16 protein-coding genes and 1 pseudogene are annotated in these 21,970 nt (G+C 68.7%); 10 read left to right on the forward strand and 7 right to left on the reverse strand.

All coding sequences use genetic code 11. The features are described from left to right. Positions 1-192: 192 nt before the first annotated feature. The 3 genes and pseudogenes from ACWPN3_RS02700 to ACWPN3_RS02710 all read left to right on the forward strand — a co-directional run. Positions 193-776, forward strand: a pseudogene (locus ACWPN3_RS02700) (FlgK family flagellar hook-associated protein); the annotation flags it as partial. A 393-nt stretch (positions 777-1,169) separates the two neighbouring features. Further along, positions 1,170-1,328 (forward strand): flagellar basal body rod C-terminal domain-containing protein, encoded by a 159-nt coding sequence (locus ACWPN3_RS02705; protein WP_492261133.1) that lies wholly within the window; start codon positions 1,170-1,172, stop codon positions 1,326-1,328. Continuing rightward, complete coding sequence (locus ACWPN3_RS02710; RefSeq protein WP_492242615.1) at positions 1,325-3,373, forward strand: flagellin; 2,049 nt, start codon at positions 1,325-1,327, stop codon at positions 3,371-3,373. Before ACWPN3_RS02705 ends, ACWPN3_RS02710 begins: the two co-directional genes overlap by 4 nt. A gap of 75 nt (positions 3,374-3,448) precedes the next feature. Here the strand turns inward: ACWPN3_RS02710 and ACWPN3_RS02715 are convergent, their stop codons facing one another. Both ACWPN3_RS02715 and ACWPN3_RS02720 read right to left on the reverse strand, forming a co-directional pair. Next, positions 3,449-4,549, reverse strand: coding sequence for a TRAP transporter substrate-binding protein (locus tag ACWPN3_RS02715; protein WP_109450171.1), 1,101 nt, complete (start codon positions 4,547-4,549; stop codon positions 3,449-3,451). 187 nt (positions 4,550-4,736) lie between these two features. Beyond that, entirely contained in the window at positions 4,737-6,413 is a 1,677-nt protein-coding gene (locus tag ACWPN3_RS02720) for an alpha-amylase family glycosyl hydrolase (protein ID WP_492261054.1), read from the reverse strand. A 269-nt stretch (positions 6,414-6,682) separates the two neighbouring features. Here ACWPN3_RS02720 and ACWPN3_RS02725 point away from each other — a divergent pair, with 269 nt between their 5' ends. Then, entirely contained in the window at positions 6,683-7,864 is a 1,182-nt protein-coding gene (locus ACWPN3_RS02725) for a protein kinase family protein (protein ID WP_492261055.1), read from the forward strand. 84 nt (positions 7,865-7,948) lie between these two features. Continuing rightward, positions 7,949-8,287 carry a hypothetical protein gene (locus tag ACWPN3_RS02730; RefSeq protein WP_492261056.1) on the forward strand — a complete coding sequence of 113 codons (339 nt, stop codon included), beginning with the start codon at positions 7,949-7,951 and terminating at the stop codon, positions 8,285-8,287. Positions 8,288-8,335: 48 nt separating this feature from the next. Here ACWPN3_RS02730 and ACWPN3_RS02735 read toward each other — a convergent pair whose 3' ends face one another. Then, on the reverse strand, positions 8,336-9,151 hold the full coding sequence (locus tag ACWPN3_RS02735) for a PP2C family protein-serine/threonine phosphatase (protein ID WP_109450175.1): 816 nt from the start codon (positions 9,149-9,151) through the stop codon (positions 8,336-8,338). A gap of 291 nt (positions 9,152-9,442) precedes the next feature. On the opposite strand from ACWPN3_RS02735, the gene ACWPN3_RS02740 reads away from it, so the two are divergent. Next, the gene (locus ACWPN3_RS02740) at positions 9,443-9,883 is read left to right on the forward strand and encodes a flagellar basal body rod protein FlgC (RefSeq protein WP_492261057.1); all 441 of its coding nucleotides are present in this window, start codon (positions 9,443-9,445) and stop codon (positions 9,881-9,883) included. On the opposite strand, the gene ACWPN3_RS02745 is transcribed toward ACWPN3_RS02740, so the two are convergent. Continuing rightward, positions 9,873-10,091, reverse strand: a complete 219-nt coding sequence (locus ACWPN3_RS02745; protein ID WP_492242611.1) for a hypothetical protein — start codon at positions 10,089-10,091, stop codon at positions 9,873-9,875. The two genes, ACWPN3_RS02740 and ACWPN3_RS02745, sit on opposite strands and share 11 nt — an antisense overlap. 39 nt (positions 10,092-10,130) lie before the next feature. After that, positions 10,131-10,703 (reverse strand): hypothetical protein, encoded by a 573-nt coding sequence (locus tag ACWPN3_RS02750; RefSeq protein ID WP_492242610.1) that lies wholly within the window; start codon positions 10,701-10,703, stop codon positions 10,131-10,133. A 211-nt stretch (positions 10,704-10,914) separates the two neighbouring features. On the opposite strand from ACWPN3_RS02750, the gene ACWPN3_RS02755 reads away from it, so the two are divergent. Continuing rightward, positions 10,915-11,817, forward strand: coding sequence for a tetratricopeptide repeat protein (locus tag ACWPN3_RS02755; RefSeq protein WP_492242609.1), 903 nt, complete (start codon positions 10,915-10,917; stop codon positions 11,815-11,817). Between the two features lie 9 nt (positions 11,818-11,826). Here the strand turns inward: ACWPN3_RS02755 and ACWPN3_RS02760 are convergent, their stop codons facing one another. Beyond that, positions 11,827-13,038 carry a class I SAM-dependent DNA methyltransferase gene (locus ACWPN3_RS02760; RefSeq protein WP_492242608.1) on the reverse strand — a complete coding sequence of 404 codons (1,212 nt, stop codon included), beginning with the start codon at positions 13,036-13,038 and terminating at the stop codon, positions 11,827-11,829. A gap of 175 nt (positions 13,039-13,213) precedes the next feature. Here ACWPN3_RS02760 and ACWPN3_RS02765 point away from each other — a divergent pair, with 175 nt between their 5' ends. The 3 genes from ACWPN3_RS02765 to ACWPN3_RS02775 all read left to right on the forward strand — a co-directional run bounded on the left by ACWPN3_RS02765 (position 13,214) and on the right by ACWPN3_RS02775 (position 17,860). Beyond that, entirely contained in the window at positions 13,214-17,149 is a 3,936-nt protein-coding gene (locus ACWPN3_RS02765) for a tetratricopeptide repeat protein (protein WP_492261058.1), read from the forward strand. Continuing rightward, positions 17,103-17,447 carry a tetratricopeptide repeat protein gene (locus ACWPN3_RS02770; RefSeq protein WP_492261059.1) on the forward strand — a complete coding sequence of 115 codons (345 nt, stop codon included), beginning with the start codon at positions 17,103-17,105 and terminating at the stop codon, positions 17,445-17,447. The genes ACWPN3_RS02765 and ACWPN3_RS02770 overlap by 47 nt, the downstream gene beginning before the upstream one ends. Positions 17,448-17,680: 233 nt before the next feature. Then, positions 17,681-17,860 carry a YdcH family protein gene (locus ACWPN3_RS02775; RefSeq protein ID WP_109450190.1) on the forward strand — a complete coding sequence of 60 codons (180 nt, stop codon included), beginning with the start codon at positions 17,681-17,683 and terminating at the stop codon, positions 17,858-17,860. Between the two features lie 75 nt (positions 17,861-17,935). Here ACWPN3_RS02775 and ACWPN3_RS02780 read toward each other — a convergent pair whose 3' ends face one another. Then, positions 17,936-21,907, reverse strand: a complete 3,972-nt coding sequence (locus tag ACWPN3_RS02780) for a tetratricopeptide repeat protein (protein WP_492261060.1) — start codon at positions 21,905-21,907, stop codon at positions 17,936-17,938. Between the last annotated feature and the right edge of the window lie 63 nt (positions 21,908-21,970).

Genomic DNA, 21,970 nt, shown 5'->3' on the forward strand with positions numbered 1-21,970 from the left:
ATCGCGCAGGCCAACGACCCGAACCGCACGCGCCATACCGCCCAGCAGTCGGTGGACGCCAGCGGCCAGGTCGTCAGCACGACCTATCGCCGGGAGGTCGACAAGGCGCTGATGGCCCAGGTCATGGACCTGACCTCGCGCGATGGCGGATCGCAGGTGACGACCACCTATATGCAGCAATTGGGCGACCTGATGCGGACCACCAACGGGACGCCGCTGCTGAACGACTATTCGGACAAGTTCCAGGCCGCGATCAAGACGCTGTCCACCTCGCCGGAGGACGAGACCGCCCAGTACCAGCTGGTCCAGGCGGCCGAAAACTTTTCGCGCGAAATCCGCCGCGTGTCGGAGGGGGTGGAGCAGATCGACCGCGACATGAAGACCGACATCACCAAGTCGGTCGATACGGTCAACGACCTGCTGAAGCAGATCAATTCGATCAACAACGACATGGTGTCGCTACAGGGCCAGGGGCCGCCGCCAACACCGTCGCCGACAAGCGCGACGGGCTGGTCCGCGAACTGAGCACCTATATGGGCATCCGCACGGTGGAGCGGCCGGACGGCCGGCTGGCGATCTTCACCCCGTCGGGTCTGGCGCTGGTCGATGCGCAGCCGGCAAATCTTTCCTATGACGGCGGCAACATCAACCTACAGGTCGGCAATCAAGTCACCTCGATCAACAACCACCTGACCACCGGCAAGCTGGGCTCGCTGATCCAGATGCGCAAGGACGGCTCGACCACCGAGCCGCCAACCCCGGCCAGCGGCGACCCGACGACGGAGATCATCCGCAAGCTGCGCTCGCAGCTGGACGAGTTCGCCAAGGCCTTCACCGGTCCGACCAAGCCGGGCGAGCCCACCAGCTTCGCCGACGCCTACGACAATGCCAGCCCGGCCGCCGCCGGCGAACAGGCCAACCAGTTCTTCACTGGAACCGACCGTTTCACCATCACCATCAACGCCAAGCTCCTGGACAACACCAGCAAAATCAAGCAGTCCGCCATCGACGACATCGTCAAGGCGGTCAATGCCGCCGGCCGCAGCTTCAATGCAGACGGCCTGCAGATGAAGGACACCACCTACAGCGCCATGGGCAGCGCCATCACCGGCACCTGGATGGCCGCGGCCAAGACCGCCAGCACCGCGGCCACCTCCAACAAGGAGTCCATGCAGCTCCTCAGCGAGCGCTACCAGTCGCAGACCGGCGTGAACATCGACGAGGAAATCGCCCAGCTCCAGCAGCTCCAGACCTCCTACCAGGCTTCGGCACGGGTCATGCAAGTGGCCAATGCAATGTTTGATGCGCTGGAGGCGGTGGTCCGATGAGCTCGATAACGGGAGTCAGCAGCTACTCGAAATATCTGAGCCTTGTCCGGAACCTGTCCGGGGGCCAGAACGACATCAACAAGCTGTCCGAACAGCTGACCACGGGGAAGAAGTCGGTCGATCTGAACGCCTATGGTCCGGAGGTGCAGAAGCTTCTGGACCTCAGGGCGGAGATGGCGAAGAAGACCAACTACATCCAGAGCATCAACACCGCCGCACCGCGCGTCGCCGCGACGGACAAGGTGCTGACCTCGATGGAATCCATCGTGTCGAGCTGGACCTCCAGCACGACCTTCCCCTTCCAGCCCGGCCCGGCCAGCGTCACCACCCCGACCAACACCAATCCCGACGGGATGAAGCTGTCGATCGACGCGTCCAAGTCGACGCTGACGGTCGGCGCCAAATACACGGTCACCGCGGTCCCGTCGCAGCAGGGCACCAACGGCACCTTCGACGTCACCGTGACCGACGGTCTGGGCGGCAAGACCACCCGCGCCATCAACCTGGGGACCACCCCGCCCAACGACGGCAAGGGCTACAACTTCAACATCTCCGGCGGCCCCGGCGAGGGCGCGATCCTGAACCTGACCTTCGACAGCCTGAAGGCGGCGTCGAGCAGCAGCTTCTCGGTCAGCTTCCCGCAGGCCGACCAGGTCAAGGACCGCGCCGAAGGCGCCATGCGCGACATCCAGGCCCTGCTGAACCAGCGCTTCGGCGACCGCTACCTGTTCGCCGGCTCGCGCTTCGGGACGGAGCCGGTCACCGACCTGACGGCGACGACGCAGACCAGCAAGATCACCCTGAACGGCGCGGTGGTGAACACCGACGATTATTTCGAGGTGACCGTCTCCGGCAAGACCTTCGGCTATCAGATCCAGGCGTCCGACCCGAAGACACTGACCTTCGTCGCCCAGACGCTGACCACCCAGATCAACGCGGCCACCCCGCCGCTGCCGATGACGGTGTCGACCTCCAACGGCATCATCTCCCTGGTCGGCCAGCAGCCTGGGCAGAAGTTCGACCTGTCCGCCCGCGTCGTCAACTCCGCCACGGTGGAGAACACCGCGACTGCGCCGTCGACCACCCAGGCGCCGACGGCCACCCTGCCGCAGATCGACCGCTTCACCCTGAACGGCGCGGCGGTGGACATCGGCGATACCTTCGAGTTCACGGTCGCGGTCGGCGATCCCGACGATCCCTATAACCAGAACTATTATCTGAAGAATCCGACCGAGCCGCACGACCTGCCGCCCTATCAGTCCTACAAGGTCAGCTACACGGTCAGCGACACCGACTATGCCGCCGGCGTCACCAATGTCGGGCAGGTGGCCGACAAGCTGCGCCAGCAGTTCGGCAATCTGAACCCTGCCCCGCCGGTCACCATCGACGCGCTCGGCAACGGTCCGGGCATCGCGCTGACCAGCACAGCCAATGCCGATCCCAACCACCCCGGCCGCTCGTCGCTGTTCTCGACCAGCGCCAAGGTGACGAACGGGTCGCTGCAGAACACCATCTCGGTCGGAACGCTGCCGCCGGAGCAGGACAGCCAGACCGCCGTGCCCAATGCCGAGCCGCCGGACCTGCCCTTCTACGATTCAGAATATCTGACAAAGGGCAAGAATGCCGACGCGTACCGCAAGTCGCAGGTGACGATCGACGACAATTTGAACCTGACCTATGGGGTCAGCGCCGACGATCAGGCGTTCCAGACGCTGGTGAAGGCGATGCAGCTGGTGCGGACGGCGGCGGCCAACCCCGGCAAATGGACCGAATACAGCACCCAGGCGCGCGAGATGCTGACCCAGGCATCGGACCAGATCCGCTCGGTCCACGCCAAGGTCGCGTCCGACGCCGCCACGCTGGAGACCAACAAGGACGCCCACACGGACTCGGTCGCCACCCTGACCGACCGTCTCGCCAACATCGAGGGCATCGACCAGACCGAGGTCGCGGCCCGGCTGAGCAGTGCGATGAATGTCCAGCAGGCGACCTACACCGTTGCCGGCCAGACCCAGAAGCTGTCGCTGCTGAATTATCTGGCCTGAAAAAGACTAGCCTGAAAAAGAAAGGGGCGGCCGGACCGGCCACCCCCCTTGCTTTCCGTCAGAGTCCGCAGCCAATCACTTGGAGCGGCCGGCCGACTGGGTGAAGTTGTCGTAGGGCAGCTCGGCCACGCGGAACCACAGCTGCACCTCCTCCAGGAAGGGCTTCCAGCTGTCGTAGACGGCCTTGAAGTCCGGGTTGGTCTTCGCGATGTCGTCGTACAGCTCGAAGGCGATCTTGTGGGCGGCCTCCATCAGGTCGCGCGGATAGGGGCGCAGCAAGGCGCCCTTGGCGACCAGACGCTTCAGCGCCTTGGCATTCTCGGCGTCGTAGCGGGCGGTCATCGCGCCGTTCGCCTCGGCGCAGGCCGCGGTCATGATCGCCTGATAGGACTTGGGCAGGGCTTCCCATTCCTTCTGGTTGATGTAGAGCGAGACCTGCGGCCCGCCTTCCCACCAGCCCGGATAATAGTAGTATTTGGCAACCTGGACGAAGCCCAGCTTCTCGTCGTCATAGGGGCCGACGAACTCGACCGCGTCGATGGTGCCCTTTTCCAGCGCAGGGTAGATGTCGCTGCCGGCGATCTGGGTCGGGGCGGCGCCCAGCTTGGCCATGATCTGGCCGGTGATGCCGGCGATGCGGATCTTCAGGCCGTTGAAGTCGGCCAGCGACTTGATTTCCTTGCGGTACCAGCCGCCCATCTGGGCGCCGGTGTTGCCGGCCGGGAACTGCACGATGCCGTGCTTGGCGAAGAAGGTGCGCATCACCTCCTGGCCGCCGCCATACTGGAACCAGGCATTCTGCTGGCGGGCGTTCGGGCCGAAGGGGATCGCGGTGTCGAAGGCGAAGGTCGGATCCTTGCCGACATAATAGTAGCCGCAGGTGTGGCCGCACTGGACGGTGCCGTTCTGCACGGCGTCCAGCACCTGAAGACCGGGGACGATCTCACCGGCGGCATGCACGCGGATCTGGAACTTGCCGTCGGTCGCCTCCGACACGCGCTTGGCGATCAGCTCGGACGTGCCGACGAGGATGTCGGTGCTCTTCGGGAAGCTCGACGCCAGACGCCACTGGATGGTCGGCTGGCTCTGCGCGATGGCCGGGGCCGCGAGGGTCGAGGCGGCAACGGTCGAAACGGCACCGACACCGGCCTTGGTGAGAAACGCTCTTCTTTCCACTCCCGCTACTCCGCAAGATTATTGCTATTGCCGACAATTTCCACGACCCGCGATGAATCAGGGAATTTCAGCGACTTAGGCGAGAGCGTAACAAAGCATCCGATGCGGCGCCCTGCATCGCATAAATGTGCATGCCTGCCTTTCGAGGGTGTAGCCGGCACCCTCGAAGAGCTTATGCGGGGGAGGCTCAGGCCGGGTTGCGCAAGCGTCCCAGGAAGACCGACAGCGGCGGCATCACCAGCGTCCGTCCGTCGGCGGTCAGCTCGGGCACCGGGGCGCCGGGCGCGCGGGGAACCAGCAGGGCTTCCGGCTCGCCACGGCCGCGCAAGGCGAATTCGGCCGGCCGGTCGGCCATGTTGAAGACGGCGAGCAGGCGGTCGTCGCCAGTGCTGCGCTCGCCCATGCAGCGTTCGAAGGACAGCAGGTCGCCATGCTCCTCGACCGCGGAAACGCCGCCACTGCGCAGCGCCTCCAGGTCGCGGCGCAGCGAGAGAGCGGCCCGCCACACCGCCAGCGGGCTGCCCGCCGTCCGTTCCTGCCGGTCGACGGCGAGGCCGCGATGGATGTCGGGCACCGGCAGCCAGGGGTCGGCGACGGTGAAGCCGGCATGGGGCTCGCCGGCCCGCCAGGGCATCGGCGTGCGGCTGCCGTCGCGTCCCTGGAAATCGGGCCAGTAGGTGATGCCGAACGGGTCGCGCAGCTGGTGCTGCTCCAGCACCGCGTTGGGCAGGGCCAGTTCCTCCCCCTGATAGAGGCAGACGGTGCCGGGCAGCGAGGCGGCCAGCATCGCCAGCAGGGCGTTGAAGGCCTGTGGATCGGCACCGGCCGGCAGCCAGCGGCTGGCGGCCCGCTCCACATCGTGGTTGGACAGGCTCCAGCAGATCGAGTCCGGCCGTCCGGCGGCGCTCAGGGCCTGGGCGAACCCCTTGGCGCTGAAAGGCTGCTTGGCCAGCGACAGGGTGTAGGCGGCGTGCAGTCCCTGCGGCGTGCAGTAGGCGGCGATGCGCTGGCCGGCGCCGGGCTGGCTGGACAGCTCGCCCAGAAGGACGCGGCCGGGATAGCGCTCAACGGTCTCGCGCAGGCGGGACAGGATGCTGCCGATGGCCGGGTGCATCATGTCGTAGATGTGCTGCTGCAAGGCGAAGGGCTTCAGCGGCGGTTCGGACCCGCGCCAGACGGCGGCGGGGTTGGAGCGCAGCTGCGGGTCATGGGCGAAGAAGTCGACGGCGTCGATGCGGAAGCCGTCGACCCCGCGCTCCATCCAGAATTCGGCCGTCTCGCACAGTGCATCCATCGCCGCGGGGTGGTGCAGGTTCAGCGCCGGCTGGCTGGACAGGAAATGGTGCAGGTAATATTGCCGCCGCCGCGGCTCCCAACTCCAGGCGGCGCCGCCGAACACCGACAGCCAGTTGTTCGGCGCGGTGCCGTCGGGCTTGGCGTCGGCCCAGACATACCAGTCGGACTTGTCGTTGTCGCGCGACCGGCGGCTTTCGACGAACCAGGGATGGGCGTTGGAGGTGTGGCCGCAGACCAGATCGACCAGCACCTTCAGGCCCAGCCCGTGGGCGCGCTCGATCAACCGGTCGAAGACGGCGAGATTGCCCATGCGCGGATCCACCGCCCGGTGGTCGGCGACGTCATAGCCGAAGTCGGTGCGTGGCGACGGGTAGAAGGGGCTGATCCACACCCCGTCGACACCCAGCGAGGCCACATGGTCCAACCCCTCGATCACGCCGTCGAGGTCGCCCCAGCCGTCGCCGCCGTGGTCGCGGAAGCTGAGCGGATAGATTCGGTAGAGCGCCGCCCCGTTCAGCCAGGACAGGTTCGGGCCGGACGATTGGGAAAGGGAGGGAGTGTGGGGCAAGGCAGCAGGCTCCGCGCCGGGTGGTGCACATGCGGGTCGCAGAGGTGCGGCTCGCGGTATCAGCTTCCTGCCTCATGGCTAACGAAAGGTTACCGACCGTTCGTCGTCACAGGACTAGGACGTTCGACAGGACCGGCCATCGGGGCAGAAACTTGCGGGTGGGTGCCCTGGGACTTGGCCGCATTGAGGCGCTGCGGCTATACCAGCGGCGCGGTCATGGCGGGTCTGGCCGAGAGGCGGAAATGCGGCGGGACGGGACGGCGGTTGAAATGGCCATGGCGAAAGGCGAAAAGCGGCTGGGCCGTTATCGGCTGCTCGACCTGATCCGTCAGGACGGCGACCTGCAGCTGCACCGCGCCCTGGACGCCAAGGGGCAGGCGGTGGCGCTGTGGACCGTGCCGCTGGCCCGCCTGTGCGCCGATGCCGCCGGGCTGGAGCGGTTCCGGCGGATGGCGGGCGCCGCGGCGCGGCTGTCCCACCCGGCCATTCCGGCAATCCTGGCCTCCGGCGAGCTTGCCGGCACCGCCTTCGTCGCCACCGCACCGGCCGATGGGCCGACGCTCGCCACGAGGCTGGCCGACGGACCGCTGGAGTGGGAGGACACCGTCGCCACTCTGGACCGCGTGCTGGATGCGCTTGCCGCAGCCCATCGGGCCGGCGTGATCCATGGCGCGCTCGGTGTCGACACCGTGCTGCACGCCGGACCGGCGTCGGTGGTCGCCGGGTTCGGCCGTGCGGCCTTGGCCGCGGCGGCGGTGGACCGGCGCAGCGATCTGGCGGCCGCCGTGGGGCTGACCGAACGGCTTTTGGCCGGGCACGACCAGCGGCCGGGGGTGTCGGCCCTGCTGGCGACATTGCGCGACGATGGGGCTGGAGCGTTTCCGGATGCAGGTGCGCTGCTCCGGTCCGTCACCGCGTTGACGGGAGCGTCCGTTTCGTCGGCCGGCGCGGCACCGGCGCGTGCCCGCCGCTGGCCCCGGTTGCTCGGCGGCGTTGCCGTACTGGGCGGTTTGGCTGCGGCAGCGGTCCTGAACCGGCCTGCCCCGTCCGTGCCGCCACCTATGGCTATGGCCGGAGACGCAGCACCCGAACCCGAACCGGCATCCCAGCCGCCTGCACCGCCCTCGGCACCGCCCTCTGCGCTCCCCCCTTCATTGCCCCCGGCCCCTCCTCCGGCAGCCCCCCGGCAGCCGCCGGTCGCGGCGGTGGCGGAGGCGCTGCGCTCCATTCCCTGTGTGCTGGTCGGCGTGGAAACGACCGGGGGAAGCTGCTGGTTTCGGGAACGGTCGCCGGGGAGCGGGCGGAGACGGCGGTGCGCGAAACGGTCGAGAGGCTTGCCGCCGGCTGGGACCATGGCTTCGACCTCGCCACTGCGGATGCGCAGTTCTGTGCCCCTCTGGGCAGCGTCGCCACGGCGCTGGATACCAACCGGGCCTTGGCCGAGCCGTTGACGGTGAGCCTGCTGGAGGGGCCGGCGCTGAATGCCGACGATCCGTTGATGCTGGAGATTCCGGGCGCCGGCCCGTCCGGTCCGGTTGCAGGTCGATTACTTCACCATCGACGGCGTCGTCGTGCATCTGCTCCCCAACCCGTCGGACAGTGCCATCGCCCTTGCCGCAGGCGCATCGCGCCGGCTGGGCGAGAGGGGGGAGGACGGGAAGCCGGCGAACGGGCGTTCCTGGACCATCGGCCCGCCCTATGGAACCGAACTGCTGCTGACCATCGCTACGGCGGAGCCTCTCTTCGCCGCCCCGCGGCCGGAGCAGGAGCCGGCAGCCGACTATCTGGCCGCATTGGCCGACGCGCTGGCCGCGCTGCCGGAGGATGCCCCGGCGGCGCTAGCGGATGCGCGTTTCATCGCCACCGGGCCTTGACCGGCAGGGTGACCGGGAAGGCTCGATAGATCGATCCTGCCGGGACGGTCAGGCGGTCGCGGCGAAGCGTCCGACCACCACCGTCACATTGTCCATTCCTCCAGCCGCGTTGGCGGCATCCACCAGCGCGGCGGCGGCCAGGGCGGGATCGGATTCCTGGCGCAGGATGCGGGCGATGACGCCGTCCGGCAGCATGCCGTTCAGCCCGTCCGAACAGAGCATGACGACATCGTCCGGCATCAGCGACTGCACGCTGACCTCCGGCTCCACATCCTCCGCCGTGCCGAGAGCGCGGACGATGATGTTCCGTTGCGGTGCGGTTCCGCGCGCGCCATTGTCCAGCCATATCTGATAGAGGCTGTGGTCGCGGGTCAGGGTGCGCAGCTCCCCGTCGCGCAGGCGGTAGACCCGGCTGTCGCCGGCATGGAACACCGCCATGCAGGCGGTTCCGGGAATCCGCCAGACCCCGGCAACGGTGGTGCCCATGCCGCGCCCCGACGAGAATCCGCGGGCTTGATTCAGCTCGTGGATCGCCCGGTTGGCCTGCAGCACCGCGGACCGTGCAACCGACAGCGCATGGCGTACCGCCGGTTCGGTCGCCGCCGGGTCGGTCTGGGTGCGGTCGGCATCGTCACGCTTCGCCAAGGCGATCGGATCGGACGGGGCTTGGTCCCGCAGGATGCCGGATATCACCTCGACCGCCTTGCGGCTGGCGATGTCGCCGCCGGCGTGACCGCCCATGCCATCGCAGACGACCGCAAATTCCCCGGCAATGCCTACCTGGAAATCGTCCTCGTTGCGGGACCGGGCGCGGCCTACGTCGGTCAGGCCGGCGACGGTCAGGGCAAAGGCGGCGTTCGGCATTCAGGCGGCGGCTCCCGTCTCGCATCTGGGCCGGCTCGATCGGAACCGGTCCCATCAGGGCCGAAACCACCGGCGGGATACCGGCGGCAATGGAAAGGAGCGGCGGCCGTTTGCCCGATAATGGCGCATGCCCCGTGAAAGATACAGCGGCGATTGCACTGGGGGGTACAGGCCGGAGATTGAAAGTGCCGGGAGGTTGCAGCGGTCGCTGCCCCGGCGATGCTCCGCTGGTGTCGGGCATCCGATGTGCTAAGGTTTCCCGATAGGCCGTCGGACGAGGAATGGACCGCCATGGTCGGCAGTATCGGCATCGCTCTCAGCGGCTTGACCGCCCAGACCCGGCGGCTCGACGCCTCGGCCGCCAACGTCGCGAATGTCCGCTCCACCGGGGCCGTTCCGACCACGGACGGTAGCGCCGACGGTAAGCGTGCGGCCTATCAGCCCGTCGCGGTCGCGCAGAGCGATGCCAACCCCGGCACGCGCGCCACCTTCACGCCGATCACGCCGGCCTATCTGCAGGAGTATGCGCCCGACGACAGCGCGGCGAACGGTGACGGCATGGTCGCGGCGCCGAATGTCGATCTGGCGACCGAGCGCATCAATCAGATGGCGGCCAGCCGGGCCTATGGCGCCAATGCCGCGGTCGTGCGTACCCAGGACGAGATGCAGACGTCCCTGCTCGATTTCAAAAGTCTGATTGTCGAGGTCAGCCGGCTACAGGTCAGACCGTGATGTTCAGGTTCTGCCCACGGGTCGGCGTAACATTGCCGCCACCGGAGCCGCCACCGGAGCCATTGCCCGACTGAATCAGGGTTTCGACCGTCGCTTGCTGCTGTTCGGAATTCTGGTTCAGCGCCTTGACGCCGAAAGCCATCTGCCCCTGTGCCTGCATCAGCGACATTGCCGCGCCGGCGGTCGATGACGTGACATCCATGGCCATCCTGCCCCCTGCAAACCGTGCCCTTGAAACAGGGCGTCCTCAGATCACGACGTTAACCCGACCGGCGGATGTGCCGGCGGAAGACGCTGTGACCGAAGCGGAGTGTGCCACAAATGCCGCGGCGGCGGAAGCGGTCGACGTGACCGGGGCTGCGGTCCGGGGGGCGGTGCCGGCCGTCGCCGACCTATCGGTCGCACCGCGCCCATAAGCCGCAGACTGCCCGCCAGCTTGCCCTTCCGTTTGGCCGCCCTGACCGCTGTCGCCGACGGTCAGCTTCAGCAGCGAGGCACGCTCCGCGTCCTTTTCCTTCTGCTGGGCTTCCTTGTACTGCTTCAGGGCGGCTTCGGTCGGAATCTGCGAAACGGTCTTTCCGTTGGCGGGGTCGCGGTACAGCATCACCAGCCGCGAAGCGTCAGTGTCATAGCTGAAGGCGATGGTCGGGAAGCGGTTGACCAGCGGATCGGTTCCACCGGTCGTGTCGGCGTCCGCCTGAGGGAGGGGGCTGGAGGCCGGAGTCCGGGTGCCAGCCCCTGGTTCGACGGCATCGCTGCCGCGGGGCGTCATGAAGGCGAACGGCCGCGAGACCGTCGATGTGGCCACCGCCACGTTCATGACCAGATTGTCCGGATCGGTGAATATCGAACATTAAATTACCTTAACCTGGACTGTGCGTAAAGAGTTTCTTTACACTTATTTGGAGTGGGGATTCTAACCCATATGGGGGAAAGGGATTTCCAGCAGGGAAAATATTTATGTCGAAAACTAAGATCTTCCCCTCCACAGGCTTGCGGTGGCGGCATCGGTCGTCCTAAAGCGTTGAGCCATGGCCACCATCCTCGAAGCCTTGACGCTGGCGCTCGACCTGCATCTCGTCGGCCGTTTCGGCGAGGCGCAGGAACTCTACACCCGCATCCTCGATGTCGAGCCGGAGCAGCCGGACGCCCTGCATTATCTGGGCGTCCTCGCCGGACAGATCGACCGGGGAGAGTTCGGCCTGACGCTGATAGGCAAGGCGCTGCTCCTGCGGCCCGAGGCAGCGGACATTCACGCCAACCGTGCCAATCTGCTGCGCGGGCTCGACCGGCCGGACGAGGCGGAAGCATCCTACCGTCGCGCGCTGGCGCTGCGCCCCGATTTTGCGGAGGCCTGGACCGACCGCGCCTTCGCCCGCCATGGCCGCGGCGATCCGGCCGCCATCGACGCCACCGCCACGATGCTGGAGCGCGCCCTGCGGATCGAGCCGGCGCTGGATCCGGCGAGGGAAAGGCTTGTCGGTCTGCTGCATGCGCGCGGCCGGCTGCGGCTGGAGTCCGGTCAGGCGACGCCGGCGCTGTCCGACCTGATCCGGGCCGCGGTACTCGACCAGCAAGATGCCGACATCGCCTTCCTTCTGGGCAATGCCCTGTTCGCCGCCGGGCTGCGCGCGGATTCGGTGATCGCCTTCCGCAACGCCCTGGCCCTGGTGCCGGACTTCCTGTCGGCGGCGCTGAATCTCGGCATCGCGCTGGCCGCGACCAACCATGCCGCCACGGCGCTGGCCCCGCTCCGCCATGCCGTCCGCATCGACCCGGCCCATCCGGCGCCCCGCGACACGCTGGCCCTCGCACTGCGTTCGCTGGGCCATGCCGAGGAGGCTGACGCGCTGGTCCGCCCGCCGCCAGCCCCGCCGCCGGCCAAACCGGATCCCAAGCCCGCTCCGTTCCGCCGGCCGCGCCGGCGTTCCTAAATCTTTGGCCTAAAACGCCGGCCGCTCGGCCAGCACCACCAGCCCGGTCACCGGTTCGCCGCTCTCGAAGCGCAGCCGGTCGTGGTCGCATCGCCGCAGCACAAGTCCGGCATTCGCCACCGCGGTGCGGATGTAGGAGTCGGCATGGGCATAGCGGCCGTGGGTGGCGACGCGGTGGGGCCGTCCGTCGGCCGTGTCCAACGCCTCCACCGTGAAGGCCAGCCGGCCGCCGGGGCGCAGCGCGGCGCAGGCGGCAGCCAGAGCGTCATCGAGGATGCCGAAATAGCAGAACACGTCTGCCGCCATGATCAGATCGAAAGCCAGCCGATGCGCCGTCAGGAAGCCGACCAGTTCCGCCTCATGCAGCCCGTCATACAGGCCGCGGGCACGGGCGCGGCTCAGCATGCCCTCCGACAAATCGACACCGACCAGCCGGCGGGCATAGGGCCGGAGCGCTGGCGCGCACAGCCCGGTGCCGCAGCCGGCATCCAGCACGTCGAGGTCGCCGGCAGGCTCTTCGTCGGACAGCAGACCGGAGAGAAGGGCCGGCGCCCGGTAATCCAGCTCGGCCAGCTTGCGGTCGAACTCATCGGCGAACAGGTCGAAGGTCTGGCGCACATAGTCGTCGGGCGCGCGCGGGTCGGCCTCCTCACCGGCGATGGCGGCGCCGATGTGGCGGGCCAGCGGGTTGTCAGGATGGTCGCGCCGCCACAGCCGGGCCAACGCCGCGGCATCCTCCTCCCCGCCCTGTTCGTGCAGCAGATAGAGCACGGCGCCGAGATTGTCATGGGCATCGGCCCAGTCCGGCCGAAGGCCCAGCGCCCGGCGGTAATCCACCGCCGCCCCGCCGAAGCGGCCGAGGTCGCGCAACAGGTTGCCGCAGTTGTTCCACGCCTCCGCATGGTCGGGGCGAAGGGCCAGCGACTGACGGAAGGCGGCTTCCGCCTCAACCGGCCGCTCCGCCTGACGCAGGACGGAGCCGAGATTGTAGTGCGCCATCCCCTCATGCAGGCCGTGGAAGACGGCGGCCCGGTAGGCGGCGGCGGCCTCGTCCAGACGGCCAAGCGCGCGCAGGGCGTTGCCGTGGTTGTTGTGGGTGCCCGCGAGTGTCGGGTCGGCGGCCAGAGCCCGGGCATAGAGCGGCTCCGCCCCCGCCGCGTTACCGGCCGCGGCCAGAGCGTCCGCCTGCCGGCTGAGCTTCACCGCGGGTGGCACGGCCATTCCCGCCAGTCCCCTGCGCACCCCGCCCCGCAAGGACGAGCGTGACCCTGCCATCGCGTGTTCCCCCCTTCTCCCGCAGGTCGATTCCCCGCCGATATCAATGGCATCTTTACCGTGATCCACCGATGATGGCACTCCCTTTGAGGGTGCGGGCAGTCAGGGACGGGGCCGGAACGTGGCGAAGCACACCAACATGCTGGCGCAGGCAGTGGCACACCATCAGGCCGGGCGTGTCGCCGAGGCGGAGCGCGGCTATCGCGACGTGCTGGCCGCCGACCCGCGCAACGCCGACGCGCTGCATCTGCTGGGGGTGCTGGCCCTGCAATCGGGCCATGCGGACGAGGCGGTGACCCTGATCGGCAAGGCCCTGGCGCAGGCCAGGGGAGTCGCCGATTACTGGGACAATCTGGGCAGCGCGCTGTTCGCCGCCGGACGGCCGGACGAGGCGGCGCAGGCCCACCGCAACGCCACCATCCTGGACCCGCAGGGGGCGCAGCGGCGGCACAATCTGGGCAATGCGCTGGCAGCCCTTGGCCGTCACGACGAGGCGCAGCGGGCCTTCGCCACGGCGCTGGCGCTGAAGCCGGATTATGCCAAGGCTTGGTACAATCTCGGCAACGGCCATGCCGCACTGCACCGCTATGACGGGGCGGTGACGGCGCTGGACCGCGCGGTGCGGCTGGCGCCGAGCATGGTGGAGGCGCACAACAATCTCGGCGACGCTCTGGCGATGGCCGGCCGGCTGGACGAGGCCATCGCACAGCACCGGCTGGTGACCCGGCACCGGCCCGACGATGCCACCGCCTTCTACAATCTGGGCGCCGTCCTGCAACAGAAGGGCGCCTTCGAGAGTGCCGAGATCGCCTATCGTCAGGCGCTGAAACGCAACCCGCGCCACAGCGCCGCGCTGAACAATCTGGGCAGCGTCCTGAAGCGGCTGGGCCGTCCCGATCAGGCGGAGCTGTGCCACCGGCAGGCGCTGGACCTGCACCCGGAGTTTGTGGAGGCGCGCTACAATCTCGGCAACGCCTTGCAGGCGCAGGGGCGCTACGAGGAGGCGGCGGCCTGCTTCGAGGAGGCACTGGCTCAGCAGCCCGACCTCGCCACCGCCACCTACAACCTGTCTCTGCTGGCGCTTCTTCACGGCGACATCGCGCGCGGCTGGGCCGGGTACGAGCGGCGTTTCGCCGCCGGCGAGGCGGTGCCGAACCGGCGCTTCCCGATTCCGCGCTGGGATGGAGCGGTGCTGCGCGGCAAGAGGCTGCTGATCTGGCGCGAACAGGGCGTTGGCGACGAGATGATGTTCGCCTCCTGCTATCCGGACGTCGTCGCCTGGGCAGGCGGACCGGTCACCATCGAATGCGATCCGCGTCTGGTGCCGCTGTTCCGCCGCTCCTTTCCGAAAGCCACGGTGCGGGCTGAAAGCTGCACCGGTGACGCTTTCGGCGAGCCCTTGCGCGAAACCATCGATCCGCCCGACTGCGACCTCCAGGTTGCGGCGGGCGACCTGCCGGAACTGCTGCGCGGCAGCCTGTCCGCTTTCGAGCCGCAGGGCCCCTGGCTGGTGGCGGACCCAGCGCTGGTGGAGCGGTGGCGGCAGCGGCTGGCGGCGCTGGGTCCGGGCCTGCGGGTCGGCATCGGCTGGCGCAGCCAATTGATGACCGCCGACCGCAAGGCTTCCTACGTGATGCTGGAGCATTGGGGACCGCTGTTCGCCGTGCCCGGCCTGACCTTCGTCAATTTGCAGTATGGCGACTGCGAGGCCGAGATCCGGGCGGCAGAGGAGCGCTTCGGCGTGACCATCCACCACTGGACCGATCTGAACCTGAAGGACGATTTCGATGGCGCGGCGGCGCTGACCGCCAACCTGGATCTGGTGATCTCGCCGGCGATGTCGGCGGGGGAACTGGCCGGTGCGCTGGGGGTTCCGGTCTGGCGCTTCGGCGGCCGCGACTGGACGCAACTTGCCACCGGCGCCCGCCCCTGGTTCCCGACCATGCGTCTGTTCCAGCCGAGGCCGGGCGAAGCGCTGGACTCGATCATCGGAGCCATCGCCGAGGCACTGCGCGCCATGATGCCGGAGCCCGAGCCCGCTTCCGAGGAGAAGGCGGCCCACGAACCGGAAAAGCCCGCCGATTTCGATGCGCTGCTGAACCATGCCGCCGACCTTCACCGCAGCGGCCGGACGGATGAGGCGGAAGCGGCCTACCGTGCCGCCATCGCCGCCGATCCCCGCCGCGAAGCTCCTGGCCATCCCGACGCCCTGCATCTGCTTGGGCTGTTGATGCACCAGACCGGGCGGAACGACGATGCCCTCGCCCTGATCGGCGAGGCGTTGCGCATCGACCCGGCCTTTCCCCAGGCCTGGAACCATCTGGGTCTGGTGCATGAAATGGAAAAGCGCCACGCCGACTCTACCTTCGCCTTCGCCCGCGCGCTGGCCCTGCACCCCGCCTATCCGGAGGCGCTGACCCATCTGGGCCTCGTCCATCAGATCGGCGGCCGGCCGGCCGAGGGCATGCGGCTGCACCGCCGCGCCATCGCCATCCAGCCCGACCATATTCCGGCCCATGCCAATCTCGGCCATGCCTGCGAACTGACCGGACAGACGGTGGAGGCGACCGGCCATTACCGCCGTGCGCTTGCCCTGCAACCGGAGTCGGCCGAGGCCAACAACAACCTTGCCACCATGGCGACGCTGGCCAACCGGCTGGACGAGGCGAAGAGCCATCTGCGCCGCGCGCTGCGGGTCGATCCCGGCTTTGCGCTGGCGGCCTGGAATCTCGGCTTGATGGATTTCGCCGACGGGCGCATTGCCGAGGGCTGGGCCGGCTATTCGCGTCGCTTCTCCGCCCGGCAGTTGCAGCGGGCGCGCCGCATCGACCGGCCGGTCTGGATGGGCGAGGCGTTGCAGGGCCGGCGACTGCTGGTCTGGTCGGAACAGGGTGTCGGCGACGAGATTTTCTTCGCCTCCTGCTTCGACGCCCTGAACGGGTTGGACGGGCCGGTCACCGTCGAGTGCGACCGGCGGCTGGTCAGCCTGTTCGCCCGCTCCTTTCCCTGGGTGGCGGTACGGGCGGAGACGGCGGACCCCGCCGGGCGGGAGACGATCGATCCGCCGGATTGCGACTTGCAAATGCCGGCGGGAAACCTGCCCGCCCTGGTCCGCGACAGGGTGGCACGTTATCCGGACCGTCCGGCCTATCTGCGCCCCGACCCCGGCCTCGTCACCCGGTGGCGCGAGCGCCTCGCCGCCCTGCCCGGCCTGAAGGTGGGGCTGGCATGGCGCAGCCAGATCGTCACCGCCCAGCGTGCCGCCGCCTACACCGGCCTTGCCGACTGGGCGGCATTGCTCGACATGCCCAGCGTCAGCGTGGTGATGCTGCAATATGGCGACTGCACCGCCGAACTGGCCCGGGTGGAGACGGCAACGCGCCGGCTGCACCGGTGGGACGACCTGAATCTGAAGGATGATTTCGAAGGCGTTTCCGCCCTGATCGCCAACCTGGATTCTGGTGATATCGCCGGCCACGGCGGTCGGCGAACTGGCGGGCGCGCTGGGCACGCCGGTGTGGCGGCTCGGCACCCGCGACTGGACGCAGATCGGCACCGGCGCCCGGCCCTGGTTCCCGGCCATGCGCCTGATCCAGCCGCAGGACGGCCAGGGGTTGGCCGACGCGGCCCGGCGGGCGGTGCATGCGCTGGCGGCGCTGGCTCCGACCGGATGAGCGCCGGCCATCACCTGCTTGCCGAGGCGTTCGACCGTCACCAGTCCGGCGGCTTCGACGAGGCGGAGCGTCTTTACCGCCGCATCCTCGCCCGTGAACCGGCGGAGGCCGAAGCCCTGCACCGCTATGGCCTGCTGGTCGCGCAGGTGGGCCGGCTGGAGGAGGCCGACGGGCTGCTCTCCCGTGCCTCGTCCCTGGACTCGAGAGCGACCGAGGTGGCGGTCAACCACGCAAAAATCCTGCGCGCCCTGCACCGGCCGGAGGATGCCGCCCGCCGGTTCCACCATGCCCTGGCCTTGTTGCCCACCCTGCTGACGGCGCTGGAGGGGCTTGGCCATGCCGAACGCGAAGCCGGCCATACCGCTGCGGCGGCGGAAGCCTGATGGCCGGGCGGCACGGCTCGACACCGGTGCGGCAGTGCTGCATCAATGGGGCATCGCGCTGGAGAGCCTCGGTCGGCCCGAGGCCGCGGCGGAGGCGCTGCGACGCTCCGCTCGCCTCGATCCCACGGTTCCCTCCGTCGCCGTCAGGCTCGCCGCGATCCTCGAGCGGGTGGGATGCAGGAGCGAGGCTGCCGGCTGGTATCGCCGTGCGCTGGTGCTTCAGCCTGGCCGTGACGAGGTGCGCAGGGCGCTTTCCGGCATCGCCGGACCGGCCGTTGCCCTGCCACCGGTGGCATAACCCTTTGGTCCAAAGGGTCTGTTGGCCTCCGGATGGTGGTGCGCGAAGTGATTTCAAGACCCCACCCCTGCGACCCACTGTCATACGTCTGAACGGTTGAGGCATCTTTTCGCATGGTTTGACCGCATAAAACGCAAGATTTAGGTTGTTCGGCGGTTCGGATGGGTGAACACTGCTGTTACCGGACCGTCACATTGAGGCGGGACGCGGACTGATCACATGGAGAGCGACTCATGCACACTGAAGCTCGCCTTTCGTCTCTGCAGGAAAAGCACATGCGTCTGGACCGGGCGATCCTCGACGAGGAGAAGCGCTCATGGCCGGATGAGAGCGCAGTGAAGCGCCTCAAACTCGAAAAGCTGCACGTCAAGGAAGAGATCGATCGCCTGACGCGCCCCGGCCCGATGAATTGATCCCCCCAATCACAGCAGCGACCTTTGATCTTCACCCTTGAATAGGGGTTAAAGGCCGGGTTGAGGTGGACCGCCTCACCCCGGCCTTTTGACGTCCGGATCCCGGAAACCGCCGCCGGTCCGACGGAAGCGTTCAAGCTCCACCGCCACCTTGGGAAGGAGGTCGGCCACCCGTTCGCCCGGACCGGTCCAGAACAGCCGCATCGACGGAAACCAAGGCCGCACACCGGTGCCGAGCGCCGTCCAATCGCCCGTGCGTCCCAGCCGCCAGACCGGCACGCCGAGCGCTCCGGCCAGTTCGCCGGTGGAGGTCGCCGGAGCGATCACCAGATCCAGGGCCGACATCAGCGCCGCCGTACCGTCGAGATCGTCGCGCAGGTCGATGTCGGCAAAGTCATGCGGCGCGCAGCCGAAAGTGCTGCGCGCCGCCGCCAGTTCCGTTTCGCAGTCGCCATATTGCAGGTTGACCGGGATCAGGCCGGGCAAGGTCAGCACCGGCCGCCAATCCTCGATGCGCGTGTAATCGGGCATGCGGTCGGGATCGAGCTGGCTGCTACGCCAAGTGATGCCGACCCGCAGGCCGTCACCCAATCCGGACAGGCGACGCCGCCATGTCTCGATTGCTGCCGGGTCGGCGCGCAAGGCCGGTCCCAGAGCGGCGAAGTCGGGCAAGGTGCCGCCCAATCGGCGCGACAGCGATCCGATGGGGGCATGGGCGTCGATGTCGGACGACGGCTCGCCGGGCGTGGCGGGGGCCGGACGCACCGTTGCCTCTGGGAAAGAGCGGGCGAACAACGGCACGAAGCGGGGATCGCACTCGACCACGACATGGCCGCCGTCATGGTCGGCCAGGGCAACCAGCTCCGGCAAACGCTGTGCGAACATCAGCTCGTCGCCGATGCCCTGCTCACGCCAGACCAGAATGCGTTTCCCCGACAGAGGCCCGCCGTCCCAGAGAGGGGCACCGGGGCGCCGGAATGCCGCCGCCATGTCGCGCGTGTCGAAGCGGCGGTCATAGCCATCCCAGCCCCCCGCCAACCGGCCGGCCGTCAGCTCCAGCAATCCGCCGTTGAAGGCCGCCGCCGCGTGGCCGGGCTCAACCGCCAGCGCGCGGGCGCACCATGGACCTGCCGCGGCGGCATCCCCCAGTTCGCGCAGCAGTCGGCCACGGTTCGCCATTGCGTCGGCGAGGGCGGGGGCGAGCGCCAAGGCACGGCGCCCTGCCCGTTCCGCCGGATCCAGCCGGCCGAGGCGGCGAAGCGCCACCGACAGGTTCATCCACCCCGCTTCCAGACCCGGTGTCCGACGGAGCGCCTGTGCATGCGCCCGCTCCGCCTCGGCCCAGCGGCCCAGCCGGGCGAGGGCGACGCCGAGATTGTCGTGTGCCTCCGCCAGAGCCGGGTCGGCCGCGACCGCCTTGCGATGAAGGTCAGCCGCGGCGGCGCTCCGCTCCAGCGCGTCGAGTGCATTGCCGAGGTTGGTCAAGGCCGCCGCGCTGTCGGGCTGGACCGCCAGAGCGGTCCGGAAACTCGCCGCCGCCTGCTCCACCCGCCCGAGCGCCAGACGGACATTCCCCAGGCTGATATGCGCCGTCGCATACTCGGGGGCCTCGGCGACCGCAGCGGCGATGCGCCCCTCCCCTCGCGCCGACGCGCCCGACTGGTGGGCGAGCAGGCCCGAGAGGTGCAAGGCCACCGGGTCGCGTGGGCGGCTTGCCAGCACTCGTTCATAGAGGGGAGCTGCCTGCTCCCAGGCACCGCTACGGTGGGCGCCGACCGCAAGTTCCAGGAGCCTGTCCGGGTCGGGGTCCGGATCTGTGGCGTCGGCGGTCCCGGAGTCACCCTCCCCAGCCCCGATTACTGCCGGACTGGGCGCCCTGCCCCGTGGTGTCGCGTTGGCACGCAACGCACTCGCCATCCGGGCAATCGCGGCCTCAAGCCCTTCGCCGGGATTGGGCTGGAACAGCCGCATGGCCGGGAACCAGGGGCGGGCGCCGGTGGCAAGTTGCGTCCAGTCGCGGCCGCCGAAGCGCCAGACCGGAACCCCCAGCGCACCGGCCAGTTCCCCCGCCGACATCGCCGGCGAGATCACCAGATCCAGGTTGGCGGTCAGCGCCGCAGCGCCATCGAAATCGTCCTTCAGGTTCAGATCGGTCCAGCGGTGGATGGTCACGCCGAAGCGCTCCTCCGCCGCCCGGATCTCGGCCTCGCAGTCGCCATACTGCAGATTGACGAAGGTCAGGCCGGGCACGGCGAACAGCGGTCCCCAATGCTCCAGCATCACGTAGGAAGCCTTGCGGTCGGCGGTCATCAATTGGCTGCGCCAGCCGATACCGACCCGCAGGCCCGGACCCAGCGCCGCCAGCCGCTGCCGCCACCGCTCCACCAGCGCCGCGTCCGCCACCAGCCAGGATGTTCGGGCGGGAAAGCGCTTCAGGTCGGCACGCAGCAGGCGCGGCAGGCTTCCGGCGGCGATCTGGAGATCGGCGTCGCGCGGGTCGGCACTCTCCGGCCTGACATCGGCGCCGGGGAAGGACCGCGCAAAAAGCGGCACCAGCCGGCGGTCGCATTCGATCACTAGGCGACCGGCGCGCCGCATCGCCTCCTCATAGCAGGAGGCGAACAGGATCTCGTCGCCCACCCCCTGCTCCCGCCACACCAGCAGCCGTCGCCCGGCGATGTTCTCGCCGCGCCACGCCCGCATGGTCAGCCGGCGCCGCTGGTCCTGGAACTGCGGCGTGGCGAAGCGCCAGTCATGATCGGCCCAGCCGGCACGCAAGGCGCCCGTTTCCAGCAACAGAAGGGAGCGGTTGTATCGCGCCTGCGCGTGCTTGGGGTCGGCCTCCAGTGCCGCATCGAAGGCGGCAAGTGCCTCCTCCCGCCGGCCATGCCGTTTCAACAGATAGGCAAGGTTGCCGTGCGCATCGGCCAATGACGGCGCAAGCTCGATGGCGGTCCGGTGGCAGTTCTCCGCTTCCGCAATCCGGCCCATCGCTTCCAGGGCATTGCCGCGGTTGGTCCAGGCAACGGCAAGGCCGGGGTCGCAGCGGGTCGCACGCTCCAGCATTCGCGCCGCCTCGTCGAAGCGGAGAAGCTTGTGGAGGGCGCCGCCGAGATTGCTGAGGGCATCGGCCGTTCCCGGCGTCAGGCTGACCGCAATGCGATGGACCCTCACCGCATCCCCAGGGGTGTCGGCCAGTTCGGCCAGATGCCCCAGAGCGGGCGCCAGATCGGCGCGCAGGCGCAATGCGCGGACGATGGCGGACCGGGCGGCCGCCACCTGCCCGGTGCGGCGGAGCAGCGCCGTCCGGTTTACCCAATGGCCGGCACCGTCCGGCTGTGCGGCGACACAGGCACGGGACGCACGGTCGGCCGCTTCCAACTGGCCCATCCCCTGTTGGACTTCGCACAGGGCGGCATGGGCCGAGGCGTTGTGCGGGTCGGCGGCGGAAGCCCGGACCAGCAAATCCTGCGCCTTCTCCAGCGAACCGTGCCGCTTGGCCAGCACACCGCCCAGATGCAGGGCGACCGAATGGCCAGGTACCCTGTCGAGAAGTTGCTGCACCAGGGCCTCCGCCAGTGCAAAGTCGCCGGCACGGTATTGGGCGATGGCTTCCGCCATCTTCCGGTCGCCGTCGGGATCCGGCTTGGCGGGCGCCAGCATGGCCGTTTGCGGGGCCGTTTGCCGGGCTGCCTGCTGGACCGGCGGCCTGCCGGATGCCATGCGCTGCAACTCCTTCGCCATCCGGGCGAGCGTCCCGTCCAGAGCTTCGCCGGGAGTAGGCTGGAACAGGCGCATGGTCGGGAACCAGGGCCGAACCCCGCTGCCCAACTGGGTCCAGTCGCGGGCACCGAAGCGCCAGATCGGAACCCCCAGCGCACCGGCCAGCTCCCCCGCCGACATCGCCGGCGAGATCACCAGATCGAGGTTGACGGTCAGCGCCGCCGCGCCATCGAAATCGTCCTTCAGGTTCAGATCGGCCCAGCGGTGGATGGTCACGCCGAAGCGCTCCTCCGCCGCCCGGATCTTCCTCTTCGCACTCGCCATACTGCAGATTGACGAAGACCAGGCCGGGCACGGCGAACAGCGGCCCCCAGTGCTCCAGCATCA

The sequence above is a fragment of the Azospirillum sp. UENF 111221 genome (assembly GCF_058780625.1).

What these genes read in the sequence shown, in the direction of transcription:
- ACWPN3_RS02705 (WP_492261133.1), top strand. Translation starts at nt 1,170, where the DNA reads ATGCAGCTCCTCAGCGAGCGCTACCAGTCGCAGACCGGCGTGAACATC.
- ACWPN3_RS02745 (WP_492242611.1), bottom strand. Translation starts at nt 10,091, where the DNA reads ATGGCCATGGATGTCACGTCATCGACCGCCGGCGCGGCAATGTCGCTG.
- ACWPN3_RS02760 (WP_492242608.1), bottom strand. Translation starts at nt 13,038, where the DNA reads ATGGCCGTGCCACCCGCGGTGAAGCTCAGCCGGCAGGCGGACGCTCTG.
- ACWPN3_RS02725 (WP_492261055.1), top strand. Translation starts at nt 6,683, where the DNA reads ATGGCCATGGCGAAAGGCGAAAAGCGGCTGGGCCGTTATCGGCTGCTC.
- ACWPN3_RS02740 (WP_492261057.1), top strand. Translation starts at nt 9,443, where the DNA reads ATGGTCGGCAGTATCGGCATCGCTCTCAGCGGCTTGACCGCCCAGACC.
- ACWPN3_RS02710 (WP_492242615.1), top strand. Translation starts at nt 1,325, where the DNA reads ATGAGCTCGATAACGGGAGTCAGCAGCTACTCGAAATATCTGAGCCTT.
- ACWPN3_RS02755 (WP_492242609.1), top strand. Translation starts at nt 10,915, where the DNA reads ATGGCCACCATCCTCGAAGCCTTGACGCTGGCGCTCGACCTGCATCTC.
- ACWPN3_RS02750 (WP_492242610.1), bottom strand. Translation starts at nt 10,703, where the DNA reads ATGAACGTGGCGGTGGCCACATCGACGGTCTCGCGGCCGTTCGCCTTC.
- ACWPN3_RS02775 (WP_109450190.1), top strand. Translation starts at nt 17,681, where the DNA reads ATGCACACTGAAGCTCGCCTTTCGTCTCTGCAGGAAAAGCACATGCGT.
- ACWPN3_RS02735 (WP_109450175.1), bottom strand. Translation starts at nt 9,151, where the DNA reads ATGCCGAACGCCGCCTTTGCCCTGACCGTCGCCGGCCTGACCGACGTA.
- ACWPN3_RS02770 (WP_492261059.1), top strand. Translation starts at nt 17,103, where the DNA reads ATGCCGAACGCGAAGCCGGCCATACCGCTGCGGCGGCGGAAGCCTGAT.
- ACWPN3_RS02780 (WP_492261060.1), bottom strand. Translation starts at nt 21,907, where the DNA reads ATGGCGAGTGCGAAGAGGAAGATCCGGGCGGCGGAGGAGCGCTTCGGC.